Origin of the sequence: Fibrobacter sp. UWB11, assembly GCF_900143015.1 — a bacterium.
In the GTDB taxonomy this organism is placed as follows: Bacteria; Fibrobacterota; Fibrobacteria; order Fibrobacterales; family Fibrobacteraceae; genus Fibrobacter.
Genome location: NZ_FSRT01000002.1, coordinates 766,335 through 781,432 on the forward strand (window position 1 = coordinate 766,335; position 15,098 = coordinate 781,432).

At 48.7% G+C, this 15,098-nt stretch carries 13 protein-coding genes; 6 read left to right on the forward strand and 7 right to left on the reverse strand.

All coding sequences use genetic code 11. From position 1 onward, the window contains the following. Positions 1 to 130: 130 nt before the first annotated feature. The 4 genes from metE to BUQ91_RS11675 all read left to right on the forward strand — a co-directional run bounded on the left by metE (position 131) and on the right by BUQ91_RS11675 (position 5,593). Positions 131 to 2,398: a 5-methyltetrahydropteroyltriglutamate--homocysteine S-methyltransferase gene (gene metE / locus BUQ91_RS11660; protein ID WP_175566636.1), complete on the forward strand. Its 2,268-nt coding sequence runs from the start codon at positions 131 to 133 to the stop codon at positions 2,396 to 2,398. A 465-nt stretch (positions 2,399 to 2,863) separates the two neighbouring features. Further along, positions 2,864 to 4,063, forward strand: coding sequence for a cytosine permease (locus tag BUQ91_RS11665; RefSeq protein WP_074209407.1), 1,200 nt, complete (start codon positions 2,864 to 2,866; stop codon positions 4,061 to 4,063). A gap of 38 nt (positions 4,064 to 4,101) precedes the next feature. Further along, on the forward strand, positions 4,102 to 4,932 hold the full coding sequence (locus BUQ91_RS11670; protein ID WP_072830697.1) for a pyridoxamine kinase: 831 nt from the start codon (positions 4,102 to 4,104) through the stop codon (positions 4,930 to 4,932). Position 4,933: 1 nt separating this feature from the next. After that, positions 4,934 to 5,593: a TatD family nuclease-associated radical SAM protein gene (locus BUQ91_RS11675; RefSeq protein ID WP_074209408.1), complete on the forward strand. Its 660-nt coding sequence runs from the start codon at positions 4,934 to 4,936 to the stop codon at positions 5,591 to 5,593. Between the two features lie 58 nt (positions 5,594 to 5,651). On the opposite strand, the gene BUQ91_RS11680 is transcribed toward BUQ91_RS11675, so the two are convergent. The 4 genes from BUQ91_RS11680 to BUQ91_RS11695 form a co-directional block, all read right to left on the reverse strand. Then, on the reverse strand, positions 5,652 to 6,473 hold the full coding sequence (locus BUQ91_RS11680; protein WP_074209409.1) for a hypothetical protein: 822 nt from the start codon (positions 6,471 to 6,473) through the stop codon (positions 5,652 to 5,654). A 3-nt stretch (positions 6,474 to 6,476) separates the two neighbouring features. After that, positions 6,477 to 7,337 carry a hypothetical protein gene (locus tag BUQ91_RS11685; protein WP_072830600.1) on the reverse strand — a complete coding sequence of 287 codons (861 nt, stop codon included), beginning with the start codon at positions 7,335 to 7,337 and terminating at the stop codon, positions 6,477 to 6,479. A gap of 10 nt (positions 7,338 to 7,347) precedes the next feature. Further along, positions 7,348 to 7,755, reverse strand: a complete 408-nt coding sequence (locus BUQ91_RS11690; RefSeq protein WP_072830598.1) for a hypothetical protein — start codon at positions 7,753 to 7,755, stop codon at positions 7,348 to 7,350. Between the two features lie 155 nt (positions 7,756 to 7,910). Then, positions 7,911 to 9,230 carry an aspartate kinase gene (locus tag BUQ91_RS11695; protein WP_072830594.1) on the reverse strand — a complete coding sequence of 440 codons (1,320 nt, stop codon included), beginning with the start codon at positions 9,228 to 9,230 and terminating at the stop codon, positions 7,911 to 7,913. Between the two features lie 353 nt (positions 9,231 to 9,583). On the opposite strand from BUQ91_RS11695, the gene BUQ91_RS11705 reads away from it, so the two are divergent. Continuing rightward, on the forward strand, positions 9,584 to 10,528 hold the full coding sequence (locus BUQ91_RS11705; RefSeq protein WP_072830592.1) for a sigma 54-interacting transcriptional regulator: 945 nt from the start codon (positions 9,584 to 9,586) through the stop codon (positions 10,526 to 10,528). Here the strand turns inward: BUQ91_RS11705 and BUQ91_RS11710 are convergent. The 3 genes from BUQ91_RS11710 to BUQ91_RS11720 all read right to left on the reverse strand — a co-directional run bounded on the left by BUQ91_RS11710 (position 10,525) and on the right by BUQ91_RS11720 (position 14,209). Beyond that, entirely contained in the window at positions 10,525 to 11,439 is a 915-nt protein-coding gene (locus BUQ91_RS11710; protein ID WP_074209486.1) for a PorV/PorQ family protein, read from the reverse strand. The genes BUQ91_RS11705 and BUQ91_RS11710 overlap by 4 nt on opposite strands. A gap of 41 nt (positions 11,440 to 11,480) precedes the next feature. Continuing rightward, a complete protein-coding gene (locus BUQ91_RS11715; RefSeq protein WP_074209411.1) occupies positions 11,481 to 13,013 on the reverse strand; it encodes a phosphomannomutase in 1,533 nt (510 codons plus the stop codon). 128 nt (positions 13,014 to 13,141) lie between these two features. Beyond that, the gene (locus tag BUQ91_RS11720; RefSeq protein ID WP_074209412.1) at positions 13,142 to 14,209 is read right to left on the reverse strand and encodes a sialate O-acetylesterase; all 1,068 of its coding nucleotides are present in this window, start codon (positions 14,207 to 14,209) and stop codon (positions 13,142 to 13,144) included. Positions 14,210 to 14,302: 93 nt separating this feature from the next. Between BUQ91_RS11720 and rsmA the strand changes: the two genes are divergently transcribed. Further along, the gene (rsmA, locus tag BUQ91_RS11725; RefSeq protein WP_074209413.1) at positions 14,303 to 15,085 is read left to right on the forward strand and encodes a 16S rRNA (adenine(1518)-N(6)/adenine(1519)-N(6))-dimethyltransferase RsmA; all 783 of its coding nucleotides are present in this window, start codon (positions 14,303 to 14,305) and stop codon (positions 15,083 to 15,085) included. The last annotated feature ends 13 nt before the right edge of the window (positions 15,086 to 15,098 follow it).

Sequence of the window (15,098 nt, forward strand, 5' to 3'; positions counted from 1 at the left end):
TATCGCTAGTTATAAATCACCATAGGAAAAATCTATGGTGAACGTATAAAAAATAGTATTTTACCGATGATAAAAAGTGAGGTATATTTGGAGCGTTCAAAAAACAAAGTAAAAAGGTAGGTAAAACACTATGAGCATTAAAACATCTGTAATTGGTTTCCCGCGTATCGGTAAGAATCGTGAACTTAAGTTTGCAAGCGAAAAGTTCTTCAAGGGCGAAATCTCTGAAGCAGAACTCCAGAAGGTCGCCGCAGAAATCCGCCAGTACGGTTGGCAGAAGCAGAAGGCCGCAGGTATCGACTTCATCCCGTCCAACGACTTCTCGTTCTACGATAATGTTCTCGACACTGCATTTTTGCTGAACGTCATTCCGGAACGCTACAGCAGCCTCGAATTGAGCACGCTCGAAAAGTATTTCGCCGCCGCCCACGGTTACCAGGGTGCAAAGGGCGATGTGAAGGCCCTCCCGATGAAGAAATGGTTCAATACGAACTATCATTACATTGTTCCTGAAATTGACGATGCCACCGAACTCAAGCTCGTCGGCAAGAAGCCGGTTGAAGAATTCAACGAAGCCAAATCGGCCGGAATTGAATCCGTTCCGACGCTCATCGGCGCATACACATTCCTCCGCCTCGCCCGCTACAACGGCAACAAGAAGGCCAAGGACTTCGCCGCAGCAGCTGTCAACGCTTACGCAGAACTCGCTGAAAAGCTCGCCGCAGCAGGCGCCAAGTGGATTTCTTTCGCAGAACCGGCTCTCGTATTCGACGTAACTGCAGAAGAACGCGAACTCTTCAAGACGATTTACGCTGAACTCTTGAGAAAGATCGGCGAAAAGAAGAACCTCAAGATTGCATTGCAGACTTACTTCGGCGACATCCGCGATGTTTATCAGGATGTGGCCGCACTCGGCTTTGACGCTATCGGTTTGGATTTCGTCGAAGGGCTTAAGTCTCTTGAACTTTTGAAGACGGGTTTCCCAAAGAACACGCTCCTCTTAGCAGGCGTTGTAAACGGCAAGAACATCTGGCGCGCCGATTACGCACAGAAGAATGCAATTCTCGACGAAATCAAGAAGTATGTCGCTGCAGAAAACGTTGTGGTTGGCACTTCTTGCTCTCTCTTGCACGTGCCCTACACGGTTGCCGCAGAACAGAAGCTCTCGGCTGACATTCTCAAGCACTTCGCATTCGCCGAAGAAAAGCTCGTGGAAATTGCAGAACTCGCAAGCGCTGACGCAGATGCACTCGCCAAGAACAAGGCTTTGTTCGCAACTGCTCGCGTGCAGGCAAACGCAAAGGTTCAGGCTGAGCTCGCCGCCCTCGGCGCTGCTGATTTCGAACGCAAGCCGAGCCGCCTCGAACGTCGCGAAGTGCAGAAGGCAGAATTCAAGTTGCCGGCATTCCCGACAACGACAATCGGCTCCTTCCCGCAGACTGCCGAAGTTCGCGCCAACCGCGCTGCATTCCGCAAGGGTGAAATTTCCAAGGAACAGTACGTCGCATTCAACCAGAAGAAGATTGCCGAATGCATCAAGTTGCAGGAAGAAATTGGCCTCGACGTGATTGTCCACGGTGAATTTGAACGCAATGACATGGTGGAATATTTCGGTTCCAAGATTGACGGTTTTGTGTTCACGCAGAACGCCTGGGTGCAGAGCTACGGTACCCGTTGCGTGAAGCCGCCTGTCGTTTGGGGTGACGTGAGCCGCAGCGCTCCGATTACGGTTGAATGGTCCGTTTTCGCACAAAGTTGCACCAAGAAGCCGGTGAAGGGCATGCTTACGGGCCCTGTCACGATTCTCAACTGGTCCTTCCCGCGTGAAGATGTTTCCTTGAAGACGCAGGCTCAGGAAATCGGCCTTGCCATCCGTGATGAAGTTTTGGACCTCGAAAAGAACGGCATCAGAATCATCCAGATTGACGAAGCCGCACTCCGCGAAAAGCTGCCGCTCCGCAAGAGCGACTGGCACAAGGAATACCTCGACTGGGCAATCCCAGCATTCCGCTTGGTGCATGCCAAGGTCAAGCCCGAAACGCAAATCCACACGCACATGTGCTATAGCGAATTCAACGACATCGTCCGCGACATCGACAACATGGACGCCGACGTGATTACGTTCGAAGCTAGCCGTTCCGACCTCAAGCTGCTCGACGCCTTGAACGACGCCAAGTTCGAAACGCAGGTGGGCCCGGGTGTTTACGACATCCACTCTCCGCGCGTTCCGTCCGAACAGGAAATCGTTGACGCCCTCCACAAGATCATCGCGAAGGTCCCGCAGCAAAACGTGTGGGTGAACCCGGATTGCGGCCTCAAGACTCGTGGCGAAACCGAAACGACGGCAAGCCTCAAGAACCTCGTCGCCGCCGCCAAGAAACTCCGCGAAGAAAAGTAAAGCAAGAACGCACTGGATCCTATCGGCCTATGGCCTCCAGGATGACAGTGCGCCATTCGCAAAAAACTTACACCTCTACTGTCGTTGCAAGGAACACCTCTCTTTACTGATAGACAGATTCTAAGTTCGCTCTAGTCTATCGCTCATCCCCTTGCGATGGCGGTAAACGAACTAATCCCCGTGTGCGTAATGCCGCGGGGATTTCCATTTATACACAAATTTCATCAAAAACAATTTCTAACCAAATTCTATCACCACAGCGTTTCTATAGCAAAAATCTATAACAAAGCATAAAAAAGTAGTATATATAATAGGTCTTGCGACCACCCCACCCCATTGCTATCTTTGTGCCGCATTTGAAAGAAGCATCAAAAAACAAATGCAAGAAATAATGGATCCTATCGCCTTCGGCTTCAGGATGACGAAAGCGAAGCGACAAGCGAAAGAGACAACAGGAGGTGCAACATGGAAAAACGCACAGGACTTTTTGCAAATGGAATTATATGGTTTGGCGTTGCCATCTCCGTTTCTGAAATTGAAGCGGGTATAGAAATTGGCGCTGCCGCAGCCAGGGATTCGCTCTGGCTCCCGCTCGTGCTCGGACACATTCTGGGCGGCATCTTGCTCTTTTTCGTAGGCCTCATCGGCGCGCGCGTTCGCCTGAACGCCATGGAAACGACCAAAACCTCATTCGGCAAATACGGTTCCAAGTTTTTCGCCGCGCTGAACACATTCCAGTTGCTCGCCTGGGTCGCCGTCTTGAACGCTCAGGGCGCTTCGGCCTTGGCAGGGCTCAACTTGCCGATTTCATTCCCCTTGACTTGCGTGATTCTCGCAGCTCTCATTGGAGCTTGGGTCTATGTGGGCATCCGCCGTTCTGCAAACGTGACGACCGTCGTGATGGCCGCTCTTACTATTTTGCTCGCAATTTTATCCGTTAAGTTATTCGGTCTCGGCAGCAGTTCAAGTGCCGCCGCTAATGTTGCAGGTGCCGCCGGAAACGCTGCAACCGCGCTCAAGTTCTGGAACATTTTCGAGATTTCTATCGCCATGCCGATTTCATGGTTGCCCGTAATTTCGGACTACACGAAGGATGCCGAAAAACCTGTAAAGGCAACATCAATTTCTGCAATCGCTTACACATTTGCAAGCCTCTGGATGTACATTATCGGTATCGAAATTTCGGGCATTGGCGCAAGCAACAACATCGCGCAAGCCATTCTACTTGCAGGCCTCGGCATCCCGGGAATCATCATCGTGGTACTTTCGACAGTAACAACAAACTTCCTTGCAGCAAACTCCGCAGGCGAATCTTCCAAAGCAATTTACAGTAAAATAAATCCCAAAATTGCAGGTGTCGTCGTGAGTTTCTTGAGCGCCGCTCTCGCCATTTCGGGAATCATGGAACACTATATCAGCTTCCTTTACCTGATCGCCTCCGTGTTTGCCCCGATGGCCGCTGTTCTTTTGGTTTCGTTCTACTTCTCCAAGGATCGCACCGAATCGCTCGGCGTTTGGCTCTGGAATATTTTCGCTTGGCTCGCGGGCTTCATCGCCTACCAGGTGGCAGAACGTTTCGACTCTGTTTTCCTCGGCCCCACACTCCTTGCAGTTATCGTTTCGGCAGCATTCGCATCCGTGCGCGTACTCTCCGAAAGAAAATAACGCGCTAACGTTTGTCTTTTTCTATTTTTTCAATCGCCATGTCACAGAAGAAAATCGCGTTAATTAATGATGTTACAGGATTTGGTCGGTGCTCCATCGCTGTCATGGCACCGATTGTTTCCGCAATGAAAATTCAAGCGGTAACAGTACCAACCGCAGTTCTTTCGGCGCACACGCAATTCCCCGAATATTACTTCGATGATTACACTTCAAAAATGCGCGATTACATTCAAACCTACAAGGATTTGAATTTATCATTCGACGCCATTGCTTCCGGATTCCTCGGCTCCGAAGAGCAAGTCGATATCGTGATTGACTTTTTCAAGACATTCAAGAAAAACGGCACATTCACATTGGTAGACCCGGTGATGGGCGACTACGGCAGGCTTTACGAAACATACACGCCTAGTTTGTGCGAAAAGATGAAAGCACTTGTTCATTATGCCGATATCTTGACGCCTAACCTCACCGAACTTTGCACCTTGACGGATGTCAAGTACCGCACCGAAGGATTCAGCGACGTAGAACTTGCCGACATGTGCCGCAAGCTTGCAGAACAGGGCCCCGAACACATCGTAGTCACCGGAATTCCCTACAATTCCAAGCAAATCATGAACTTTGTTTACAGCAAAGGCGAAGAACCGCGTATTGTCATGGTCGACCGCATCGGTGGTGACCGCAGCGGAACCGGCGATGTCATCAGTTCAATTATCGCAGGCATGTACATGAACGGCCACGACTTTTACGAGTCAGTCAAAAAGGCCGCTGACTTTGTCTCTAAATGCCTACGCTATTGCGAAGACAACAATGTTCCCACGCATTGGGGGCTCTGCTTTGAAATGTACCTTCGCGACTTGATGGAGGATTAAAATGGTTGTATATACAGTGACAGGAAATGTCGGCGAAGCCGGCTATTTGGACATTGCAAACAGCGGCGATATCACAGGCAAGAACATTTATGTGAACATGACTAACCGCTGCCCTTGCAGCTGCGTTTTTTGCTTGCGCCAGACAAAGAAAATGATGGAAGGCAATTCGCTTTGGCTCAAAGGTGGCGAGCCGAGCGTTGAAACCGTCTTGGACATTTTCGCAAAGTACGATCTTTCCGTCATTAACGAACTCGTGTTTTGCGGCTACGGTGAACCGCTCGAACGCTTGCACGATGTATGCAAAGTTATCGATGAATTAAAAACAAAGTACCCGAAATTAAAAGTCCGCCTCAACACAAACGGACTTGCCAACTTGATTCACGGCGAAGACATCACACCGCAACTTGAAGGACGTTTCGATACCGTTTCCATCTCGATGAACGCCCCGGACGCCGAAGAATTCCTCGAACTCACAAGATCAAGATTCGGCATCAAGTCTTTTGACGCCATGAAGGAATTTGCAGCACTCGCAAAATTCCATGTGCCAAACGTCGTGATGACCGTTGTCGAAAAAGTCATGCCCGAAGAAAAAATCGAGCAGTGCCGCAAGATCTGCAACGAACTCGGCGTCACGCTGAGAGTCCGACCGTTCGAAAATTAAGGAATAAAGCTAAGAAATGCTGCCGCCGACAAAATCGGCGGCATTTTTTCGTAACTCCCTACGTCATCTCTTTCCACTTGATAAACAAACTTTTCACTTTCTGGAAATAGGCGCGGGTTTTCTCAGGTTCGATAAAGAATGTCGCTACACAAACAACAAGGAATGTGCTGAATATCAGTCCAATAAAAACGCCAGCCACATAATAGCCGCCATACATGTTTTCGCGCATATACCCTAGCGAGCCCCATAACATTTGGACAAACGCTATCACGGCATAAATTTTCAATACCAAAGAATTTCTTTTTACGATGGCGAACACGCCTACTGCAATAGGTAATAAAATCAACGCCGCATTCATAATGGAAAATGATTCTACAAAATTTTCCGGACCTTTACTAAACAAACTCATAACAGATTTAATGACGTCATTTGCCCCATCGACCATGAAAAATGCCGCGCAAAATTGAAGCAAACCAAATTGCGTAGCCGTTTTAGGTTTAATGAAAAATACAGCAGCAACAAAAACTGTCAGGGGGGTCACAATGCGTTCAAGCAGACGATTAAAGAGATAAGCATTATCAACACCAAGTGGCAAATAAATGCGGTTAAAATTCACAATATCTACTATTATTCCGCTCAAAATGGAAATAATTATAAACACGGCGTAGATTTTCAGAATCAACACATTCTTTTTAACAAGCGCAACTATTCCTAACGCAAAAACAACCACATACAAAAGAACTGTTACAATATAAAATCCTATAGGGTTGACATCCCCCGTCATTTCTGCGGTAAACTTATTGAAAAGCAGACTCGCAATGTTATATAGCGAGTTCATAATCATGATAGCCGCACAAATTCTAAACAATTGCAAATTCATAAATTATCCTTTAATTTTCTGTAAGCAAGTTTTCACCCACTCGGGCTTAATGAAGAATACCGCAATAGCAATCACAGTAGATGTATTAAAAATGGCATAGGAAACAAGCGAGGTCACAATATAAGGGTCAAATCCAGAGGTACGAATAGAACTGAGTAAATTCAACAAAATTTGAACAAATGTCATTAAAGACCCTACTACCAAAACAGGCACATTTTTTTTAACAAGGGCAAATATACCGACCGCCAAACAAACAACACCAAAGAAAGCAAGTTGAAAAACGGGAGGTTGCGTAAAAACAAAATGTATCAAGCCATTTAATCCACTTACAACAAAACAAATGGCACAAAGTCGGAAGAGACCTAAATTAAAGTTTTCATTCACAATAGCAATCTCGTTTTCTTCGACACGCTTTTTGGATGCAACAAAGAACGCGGCCACAGCAACGACTACGTTCACGTTAAAAATCAAGCTAACGAATTTCTGGCCAAGATGCTCTTTTACCATTTCATTCCCTAACAAGGCGCTTATAAAATTAACAGCAAATGCTCCCAACACAATCCAGATGAGGAACAGCACAGCCGATATTTTTAAGGCCGTTACATTATTTTTGACAAGCGTAATTATCCCCAGCGTTAAAAAAACGACGACGGTCAAAACACCTAATACAAATGGGAAGAAAACCCCTGACGCAATCAACAGTCCGACCGTTCCAAGCAAATCTTCAAATGACGAATTCGTAAGCGCGCTCCACAGCGAACTGAAAAATCCACCATGCCTAGCCATAACAGACAAATTGGCAACTAGGTTCAACAAGTTCACAATGAACACAATAGCGCAAACCCTGAGTAAAGCCAGATTCATAACCCCTCTATTATTGGATTAAATACTTTTCCAGTTCCGGGAACGCATCGGAAGTAAAGAACATCCAGCGTCCCTTAGCCATCAACCAGCCAGCCCATCCATTTTTAGGATTTCTCTGTTGGGTTAATTTAAAAACATCCTGTTTTATCGTAATGCTATTACCAAGCAAAAAGGTAATCCGCACAAGTTCATTTTCAAGGAATTCGACTTTCTGCGGAGCTATATGTAGGGCAACAAAGCAATAATAAAGCAAGAACAATTCCTTGAAAACCCACATAAAATTTATAGTATCATACGCTCCGGTATTTACCATAACAACAATGGATTTCACAAGCCAAAAAGCACCGAAAAAGAACAACGCCACCGATCCCCAAGTCATGCTTTTGCTTTTAGAAACATATACTTTATTTTCTTCCATTCTATTACCTCGTTCTAAAAATAAAAAACGGCCCAGATTTCATTCCGAGTCGTCTTTAATTTCTAGTTCCTTCGACGTGACACCTCGCGGCATCTTGCTCAGGATGACGCCGTTAGCGAGTTTAATGATTTGCGCGGTATTACCCGCGCAACATTTTACTTCACGAAGGCGGCGTAGATGGCCTTGATAGCCTTTTCAGTATCGGCTTCGTCAACACCAGTGATGATGTTAATCTGGGAAGAACCCTGGTCGATAATGCGGACGTTCACCTTGCTTTCTGCGAGAGCCGTAAAGAGCTTTGCAGCAACACCGATCTTGTTCGTCATGCCGTGACCCACGGTAGCGATAAGAGCGATGCCCGGGAAAATCTTGATACGGTCCGGACGCATCTGCTGCGTGATGTCTTCAAGAACAACGTCCTGAACGGCGTCGAGAGCCTTGGAATCCACGACGATGCTCATGGAGTCAATTGCACTCGGGCAAAGTTCGTAGGAGAGTCCTTCGCTTTCGAGAACGGCGAGCACGCGGCGGCCAAAGCCAACTTCCTTGTTCATCATGGACTTTTCGATGTAGATCATCGAGAAGCCCTTGCGGCCTGCAACACCCGTAATCGGGAGCTTTGCGCTTTCCGGAGTCGGGCCAATGATGGTGCCGGCGTCTTCCGGGCGGTTCGTGTTGCGGATGTTGATAGGAATCTTCTTGGCGCGGCACGGAGCGATGGATTCGTCGTGGAGTACGCTTGCACCGGAGTAAGCGAGTTCGCGGATTTCGCGGTAGCTCACGTATTCGATCGGGAGCGGATTTTCGACGATGCGCGGGTCAGCCATGAGCATGCCCGAAACGTCGGTCCAGTTTTCGTACTTGGCAGCGTCAATGCCGTTGGCAAGGATTGCGCCAGTGATGTCGGAACCGCCACGGCTGAAGGTCTTTACTTCGCCACGGAGGTTAGAGCCATAGAAGCCCGGCAATACGTACAACTGATTTTCGTCACCGAGAGCCTTTGCAATTTCTTCGTAGGTCTTCGGAGCAATGCGGTACTTGTCATCGAAAGTGATGAGCGGGTAGCTATCGACGAAGTTTGCACCGAGATACTTTGCCATGAGGCGAGCGCAGAGGAATTCGCCACGGCTCACGAGGAAGTCCGTGCTCACGGATTCCGGATGGTTCTTGAGCTTGTCTTCGAGACTGTCGAGGTCTTCGGTAAGCTTGTCTTCAAGACCCAGGTCCTTGCAGATTTCATCATAGCGCTGGCGGATGAGGTTCCACGGCGTGGAGAAATCGAGGCCTTTGGAGGCGAGATCATAGGTGCTGTAGAGGAGGTCGGTCAGTTTGGTTTCTTTCGGGTTACGCTTGCCCGGAGCAGAAACGACGATGACTTTGCGGTTCTTGTCGCTTTCGACAATGGCCTTGATTTTCTTAAACTGACCTGCATCGGCAACGGAAGAGCCGCCGAACTTACAAACGATTCTAGACATTTTGTTCCTTTGGGCCACCAAACCTCTCAGCTTCGAGCGCAACCGCTTTCCTCGCGATTGTCGTGCCCAAGCCTACCCATCTGGCCAGCCACTTGGTTTTTGTGCAATGTAGCAGCGGCACTTTACCGCCGCGCGGGCAAATATAGTTAAAGACGAGTGTCGCGGCAATGGGGCTTGCACCAATTGACATGACCGAGCCGACTATATTCGCTCCGAAGGAGCGCCAATATAGCTAAAGGAGGACACAGCTGCAATGGTGCACACTCAAATAATTAACAAAAATTTACAGGACAAACGGGCGAAAAAAGCGTGTTTATATAGTAGAGCCACCTCAAATAAAATTTTGAAGGTCTATGAAAAAACACGAACAATTGATGATCATCGCAGCAAAATCAAACATACCCGTACTGCTGCAAGGGGAATCCGGGGTCGGTAAAGAAATCGCCGCACGATTTATTCACGAACACAGCCCACGAAACGCGGGGCCTTTCATCGCGCTCAACTGCGGCGCCATCGCCAGGAACCTCGCCGAAAGCCTACTGGAAGGAGCCAAGAAAGGTTCTTACACCGGAGCCGCAAGCGACCACCAAGGTATTGTGCAGGCGGCCAACGGAGGCACACTTTTTCTCGACGAAATCGGGGAAATGCCGTTCGACATGCAAAGCAAACTTTTGCGTATTCTTCAGGAACATTCCGTACTTCCACTGGGAGCAACGCAAAACGAGCCTGTCGACTTCAGACTGGTATGCGCAACAAACAGGGACTTGCAAAACGAAATACGGGACGGAAATTTCCGCAAGGACTTGTACTTTAGGCTAAGCGCCTTCCCCATCGTAATTCCGCCACTCCGCAACAGGGAGGACTTTCCCGAAATTGCAGCAACACTATGGAACGAAATCACCGCTAAAACTTTCGCAGAACAATTCCCTCTCCGCAACCGAGAAATCAAGGCTCTATCCAAATACAAGTGGCCGGGCAATATCCGCCAGCTGAAAAACGTTCTCCAGCGCTACGCGCTTCTGATGCAGCACAACATTTCGCTCGAAGAAATCCTCGCCGAAGAATTTTCGCGCAAGACAATAAACGATATTGACGACCGTTTCGCATACCAAACAGCGCGGGCATCGGCACCGCAATGGTCATTTATTCAAAAAGCGCTCTACGAAAATGACGGAAACAAGAGCAGGGCCGCCAAGTCCCTAAAAATCAGCCGCGGATGTCTCTGCTACCAAATAAAAAAACACAAGCTCCAACAATGGAGCTCGTGCAAAAATCTAGCGGAATGTGCGTCAGCCTAGAACTTCACGCCGACAGCAATGTAATGGTTGCCGCCTTCGAAAGCAGGGCGCGGGCTATAAGCGTAATCGAACACGATCATGCCAAACTTAACACCGAGACCGCCACTGACAGCATCTTCGGTATCCGGGCGGAACGCATAGCCCATGCGGAACGAAAGCATGTCAAAGTAAACGACTTCACCGCCAATCAAAAGTTGCGCCTTTGTATCGGCACGGCGATATCCATCTACAGACAAATGAATCATCCAGCGATCCAGAACCGGGATAAATCCCGATACGCCTGCCTGAAGCGCAAGCGGAGCCGCTTCTTTTTCGGACTCGTACTTACTTGCAAAACCAAGATTCGTAAAGTTCGCGCCAAAGGCAAAATACTGGTTCACACGGAAAGAACCGCCAGCATCGACCGAGAACAAGAAACCTGTTTCGTCATCGATGGTCTGCGTTGCAAAACGTGCCGAAGCTGCCCAATTGAAAATCTTGGAATGGCTACCGAAACCGGCCAAAAGCGACCAGGCATAAGAGCCATATTCCGAAGTCTTGAGACCATTCTCGTCACGACCTTCGATGTCATCGTAACCTAAAAAGTCCACCGCGAATGCAAGAGTAAACTTGTCCGCAATAGGAAGTCCGTAATAAGCAGAAACGAAATTATCCGCACCGCCCGTGCCAAAAATCACCTGACTCAAGCCAAATTCCGCTTCGTTTGCGACACTCATCGCGAGCGGATTGCGCGAAACTTCCGAAACACGGCCAGGGTCAGCAACACCGGCACCCGAAAGTGCGGCTGCACGCGGCGAGACCTGCATCGAAAGGAACTTCATCGTCACGCCACCCGGGTCCAAATGCCAATACTCCCCGGCAAACGCGAGAGAACCTACGGTAAGCGCAAACGAAAGTAACTTTTTGAACATACGATTAATAAGATACAAAAAAGTAGGAAGCCAGAGTTCGTCTAAACGCGCCAGCCTTCCATAATCTTGAGGCAGTCCGCGAGGAGTTCTGCACTGCGGTCCTTGCCTTCGGTTTCCACGTAGCAGCGGAATTCCGGGGCGTTTCCGCTCGGGCGCAAGTGAATGATATCGCCAGAATCAAATTCCATGCGATAGCCATCGACTTCGTTCAAGGAAACAATCTTGCCCTGGAATGTCTTGTCCTTTGCAAACTTGGAGGGCTTTGCAGCAAGAGCGCCGAACAACTTTTCGCCGAGATTCTTTTCGCGGATTTCGGCAAGCTTAGCCTTGGACTTTTCAGTCGGAAATTCCTTGAGGCGGTCGCTCACGGTAAAGCGCTTGGGCAACTTGCGGAGAATGTCCACAACGCACATGCGTTCTTCGCGAACCATCACCATCACGGCAATCATCGGGAGGAGCGCGTCACGCGTCGGGAGAGCCTTGAGCGTACGAGATTCACGCTTGTCGCCCTTCACAAATTCACGAGTTAAATCCGTTTCAAGCAAAAAGCCGCCGTTTGCTTCGTAACCGGCAACGCTTACGTTCTTGTCGTTTGCATCGACCAAGCTTTCCATGCCCGCAATTACATAAGGGCTACCAATGCGGGTGCGGCAAATCTTTTCGAAACTGCCAGATTTTTCGAGCGACGTATTGCAACTCACCGGAGTTGCAATGCGCTTGATACCAAGCGCCTGGGCAGCGAGGATGCCCAGCACGTCGCCACGCAGCCACATGCCCACATCGTCTGCCAAAAGCGGACGGTCTGAATCACCATCCGTGCTGAACACGGCATCCACGTAATACTTGTGCGTAAATTCGCGAGCAAGTTCTTCGTCTTCCTTGCGGATTGCTTCGGTATCGACCGGAACAAACACATCGCTACGGCCAAACGGCTTGACCGTCGCACCGAGGCTTTCGAGAACCTTCACCACGATGTCACGGCCCACAGCGGAATGCTGGTAAACGCCAATCGTGAGTCCGTGCAGAGCATCGCTACCGAAAAAGTCCGGATAGCGCTTGCAGTAATTTGCTTCGGCTTCCGCCTCGACCGCCGGGAGTTCCGGCGCAGCCTTCAGCATGCCCTTGTCGTCAAAAAGCGCTTCGTCGAAATCCACCGACTGCGAAACAATTCCCTGTTCGTCAGCCTTCGTGATTTCGCCATTCGGGTGGTTAAACTTGATACCGTTACGGTCTGCCGGGATGTGGCTGCCCGTCACCATGATAGTCGGCAAATGCTTGTCGATACCGTACATCGCAATAGCCGGGCTCGGAATGCGGCCGCAGTAAATGACCTTCCAATTTGCATCGACGCCAGCCTGCACGAGCGACTTCAAGATACGTTCCGTGCTCGGACGCAAATCACCCGCAATCGCAATCGTATGTTCGCACTTGTAAGACGTTTCGCAATACTTGATAAAAGAACGTGCATACACATAGCACACACGGTCGGTCATAGCGCTCACGAGACCGCGGGCACCGCTCGTACCAAACGCCACCCCGGACTGTTTCATAACATCTTGCATAGCAACGGACATAGAAAACCTCTGTTTAATAGACGGCAAAAAGTAGACAGTAAAAATCCACTAAAACCGCCAAATGATTTTACAAAACACAAGATAGAAAAAGCAAGGAGATGCCTAGAGGCGTTCTACCGATAATTGCATTACCTAGCGGCTTTACCCGTCACGCGATAGCGAACAACTTTTCCTTTGCGTTCCGTGCGGATAAACAGAGACTGTTCTTTCGCATCAAAATACAATTGCGGTTCGTGGGAATGTATAGCTCGCACAGCCGGCAGCGATCTAATCGCGTTCGTCGAATCGCTTGGCACCGAATCTTTCACGGTAGAATCGCTCACCACCACGGAATCTTTTTTCGTTGTATCCGGAGCCGGTTCCGACGCCTTTAAAAGTTCCAACATCTTTTCGGCATAGCGCTTGCCAAACGTTTCGTAACCATCACGCGTAAAATGCAACGTGTAATTAGGTTCCTTGAGTGCAGGGCACCCCGCCGCCGAAATCAAGTGGCCATTCGGAATCAAGTCCGCGGCTTCCTTCACGGCGGTATTTCTCCAGCCGAGATCGCCGCCAGCAGCTGTTGTCGCAAGTTCGCCGATTAAAATCGGAGTTTTTTCTGGGTCAAGTTCCAAAGCCGCAATCAAGTCCTCATAAACTTTTTTCACACGCTTGGGCCAATCATTCATCTGGTAGTCCGCTTCGCCCTGATGGAATAGGAACCCCTTGATAACGCCCTTCTGCTTTGCAATTTTTCCCATCTCTACAATTCGTTTGTACAAATCACCGCCATATTCATCGTAATACTTTAACCACCAAGTATCACCTTTATTTTTTGCACTTTGTACATAAGCCTTATTGCGATCTTTATCAAAAAGGTCAATACTTTGTCCGCCAATGGCAACATTTGCAACCGCCACCGTGATGCTATCAGGGAGGTTTTCAATCATGGTGCGTCCAAAAATATCGACGATACCGACCTTGGATTCGCTATGGCCCATCGGAGGCGCCGCTGGATAAAACTCGCCCACTTTTTGATTTGAATGGTTTGCCGCTCGCAACACAAGGAATCTAGGATTCGTCTCCTTATCCTTGCTAGTGACCGTAGCCTGTCCTGACATATTGGATTGCCCGTAAGCTAAATAGATGTGCAAATTAGGGTCTTGCGCAAAGCAAATCGAAGACGCAAGCATAGTCAAAAAAAAGAATTTCCGCATGGGAGTTCTCCAAAAAATACCAACCGCTATTTAAAATAAAATCTTTATCAACAAGCAAATGTCAAAAAGTGTAAAAAAACTATTTTTTACCCCATGGATAGAGCACGCCGCCGTAAATTCGGACAAAATTTTTTGGATGTCGAAACCGCCACCGCCATCGCAGGCGATTTACCCGCCGATGCTGGTGAATTCGTTCTTGAAATCGGGCCAGGTCACGGCGCGCTCACGGAACACCTGCTCAACCGCGGGCTGGAACTTACCGCTGTCGAAATTGACGAGCAGTGCGTCGAAGTCTTGAAAGAAAAATTCAAGGACTACAAGAACTTCAACATTGTCAACATTGACTTTTTGAAATTCGACTTGCAAGCATTCTTGGATGCTCACGAAAAGCCGTGGGTTACCGGCAACTTGCCGTACAACGTAAGTACAGCAATTATCGCAGGACTTATGCCGCGATTGCATTTGACCAAAGGCTTTATGGGAATGGTCCAGCTCGAAGTCGCCGAACGCATTTGCGCTGAGCCCTGCTCCAGCAATTACGGGAGTCTTTCCGTACTCGTTTCCGCATTCGCAAACACGCAAATTTTGCGCAAGATCGGTCCAGAACATTTTACGCCAAAGCCGAATGTCGATAGCGCCACGATGCTTTTGACACCGCGCGAAGATGCGCTCCAGGCACCCGACGGATTCTTTGACTTTGTCCGTACTGCATTCACGCAAAAACGCAAAACGCTCGCCAATTCCTTCGGACGTAATTACGACAAGAAGAAAATCCAGGCGACAATTGAACTTTTGGACTGGCCCACGACCATCCGCGCCGAAGAACTCAGCCCTGAGCAATTCCTGAATTTCTATAAGGCGTTTAAAGGTGAATAAGGAGATGCCCGCA

Bases quoted from the DNA above. Each gene is read 5' to 3' on its own strand.
- BUQ91_RS11670 (WP_072830697.1), top strand. From the start codon at position 4,102: ATGTCACAGAAGAAAATCGCGTTAATTAATGATGTTACAGGATTTGGT.
- BUQ91_RS11720 (WP_074209412.1), bottom strand. From the start codon at position 14,209: ATGCGGAAATTCTTTTTTTTGACTATGCTTGCGTCTTCGATTTGCTTT.
- BUQ91_RS11690 (WP_072830598.1), bottom strand. From the start codon at position 7,755: ATGGAAGAAAATAAAGTATATGTTTCTAAAAGCAAAAGCATGACTTGG.
- BUQ91_RS11675 (WP_074209408.1), top strand. From the start codon at position 4,934: ATGGTTGTATATACAGTGACAGGAAATGTCGGCGAAGCCGGCTATTTG.
- BUQ91_RS11695 (WP_072830594.1), bottom strand. From the start codon at position 9,230: ATGTCTAGAATCGTTTGTAAGTTCGGCGGCTCTTCCGTTGCCGATGCA.
- BUQ91_RS11710 (WP_074209486.1), bottom strand. From the start codon at position 11,439: ATGTTCAAAAAGTTACTTTCGTTTGCGCTTACCGTAGGTTCTCTCGCG.
- BUQ91_RS11715 (WP_074209411.1), bottom strand. From the start codon at position 13,013: ATGTCCGTTGCTATGCAAGATGTTATGAAACAGTCCGGGGTGGCGTTT.
- metE (WP_175566636.1), top strand. From the start codon at position 131: ATGAGCATTAAAACATCTGTAATTGGTTTCCCGCGTATCGGTAAGAAT.
- BUQ91_RS11680 (WP_074209409.1), bottom strand. From the start codon at position 6,473: ATGAATTTGCAATTGTTTAGAATTTGTGCGGCTATCATGATTATGAAC.
- rsmA (WP_074209413.1), top strand. From the start codon at position 14,303: ATGGATAGAGCACGCCGCCGTAAATTCGGACAAAATTTTTTGGATGTC.
- BUQ91_RS11665 (WP_074209407.1), top strand. From the start codon at position 2,864: ATGGAAAAACGCACAGGACTTTTTGCAAATGGAATTATATGGTTTGGC.
- BUQ91_RS11705 (WP_072830592.1), top strand. From the start codon at position 9,584: ATGAAAAAACACGAACAATTGATGATCATCGCAGCAAAATCAAACATA.
- BUQ91_RS11685 (WP_072830600.1), bottom strand. From the start codon at position 7,337: ATGAATCTGGCTTTACTCAGGGTTTGCGCTATTGTGTTCATTGTGAAC.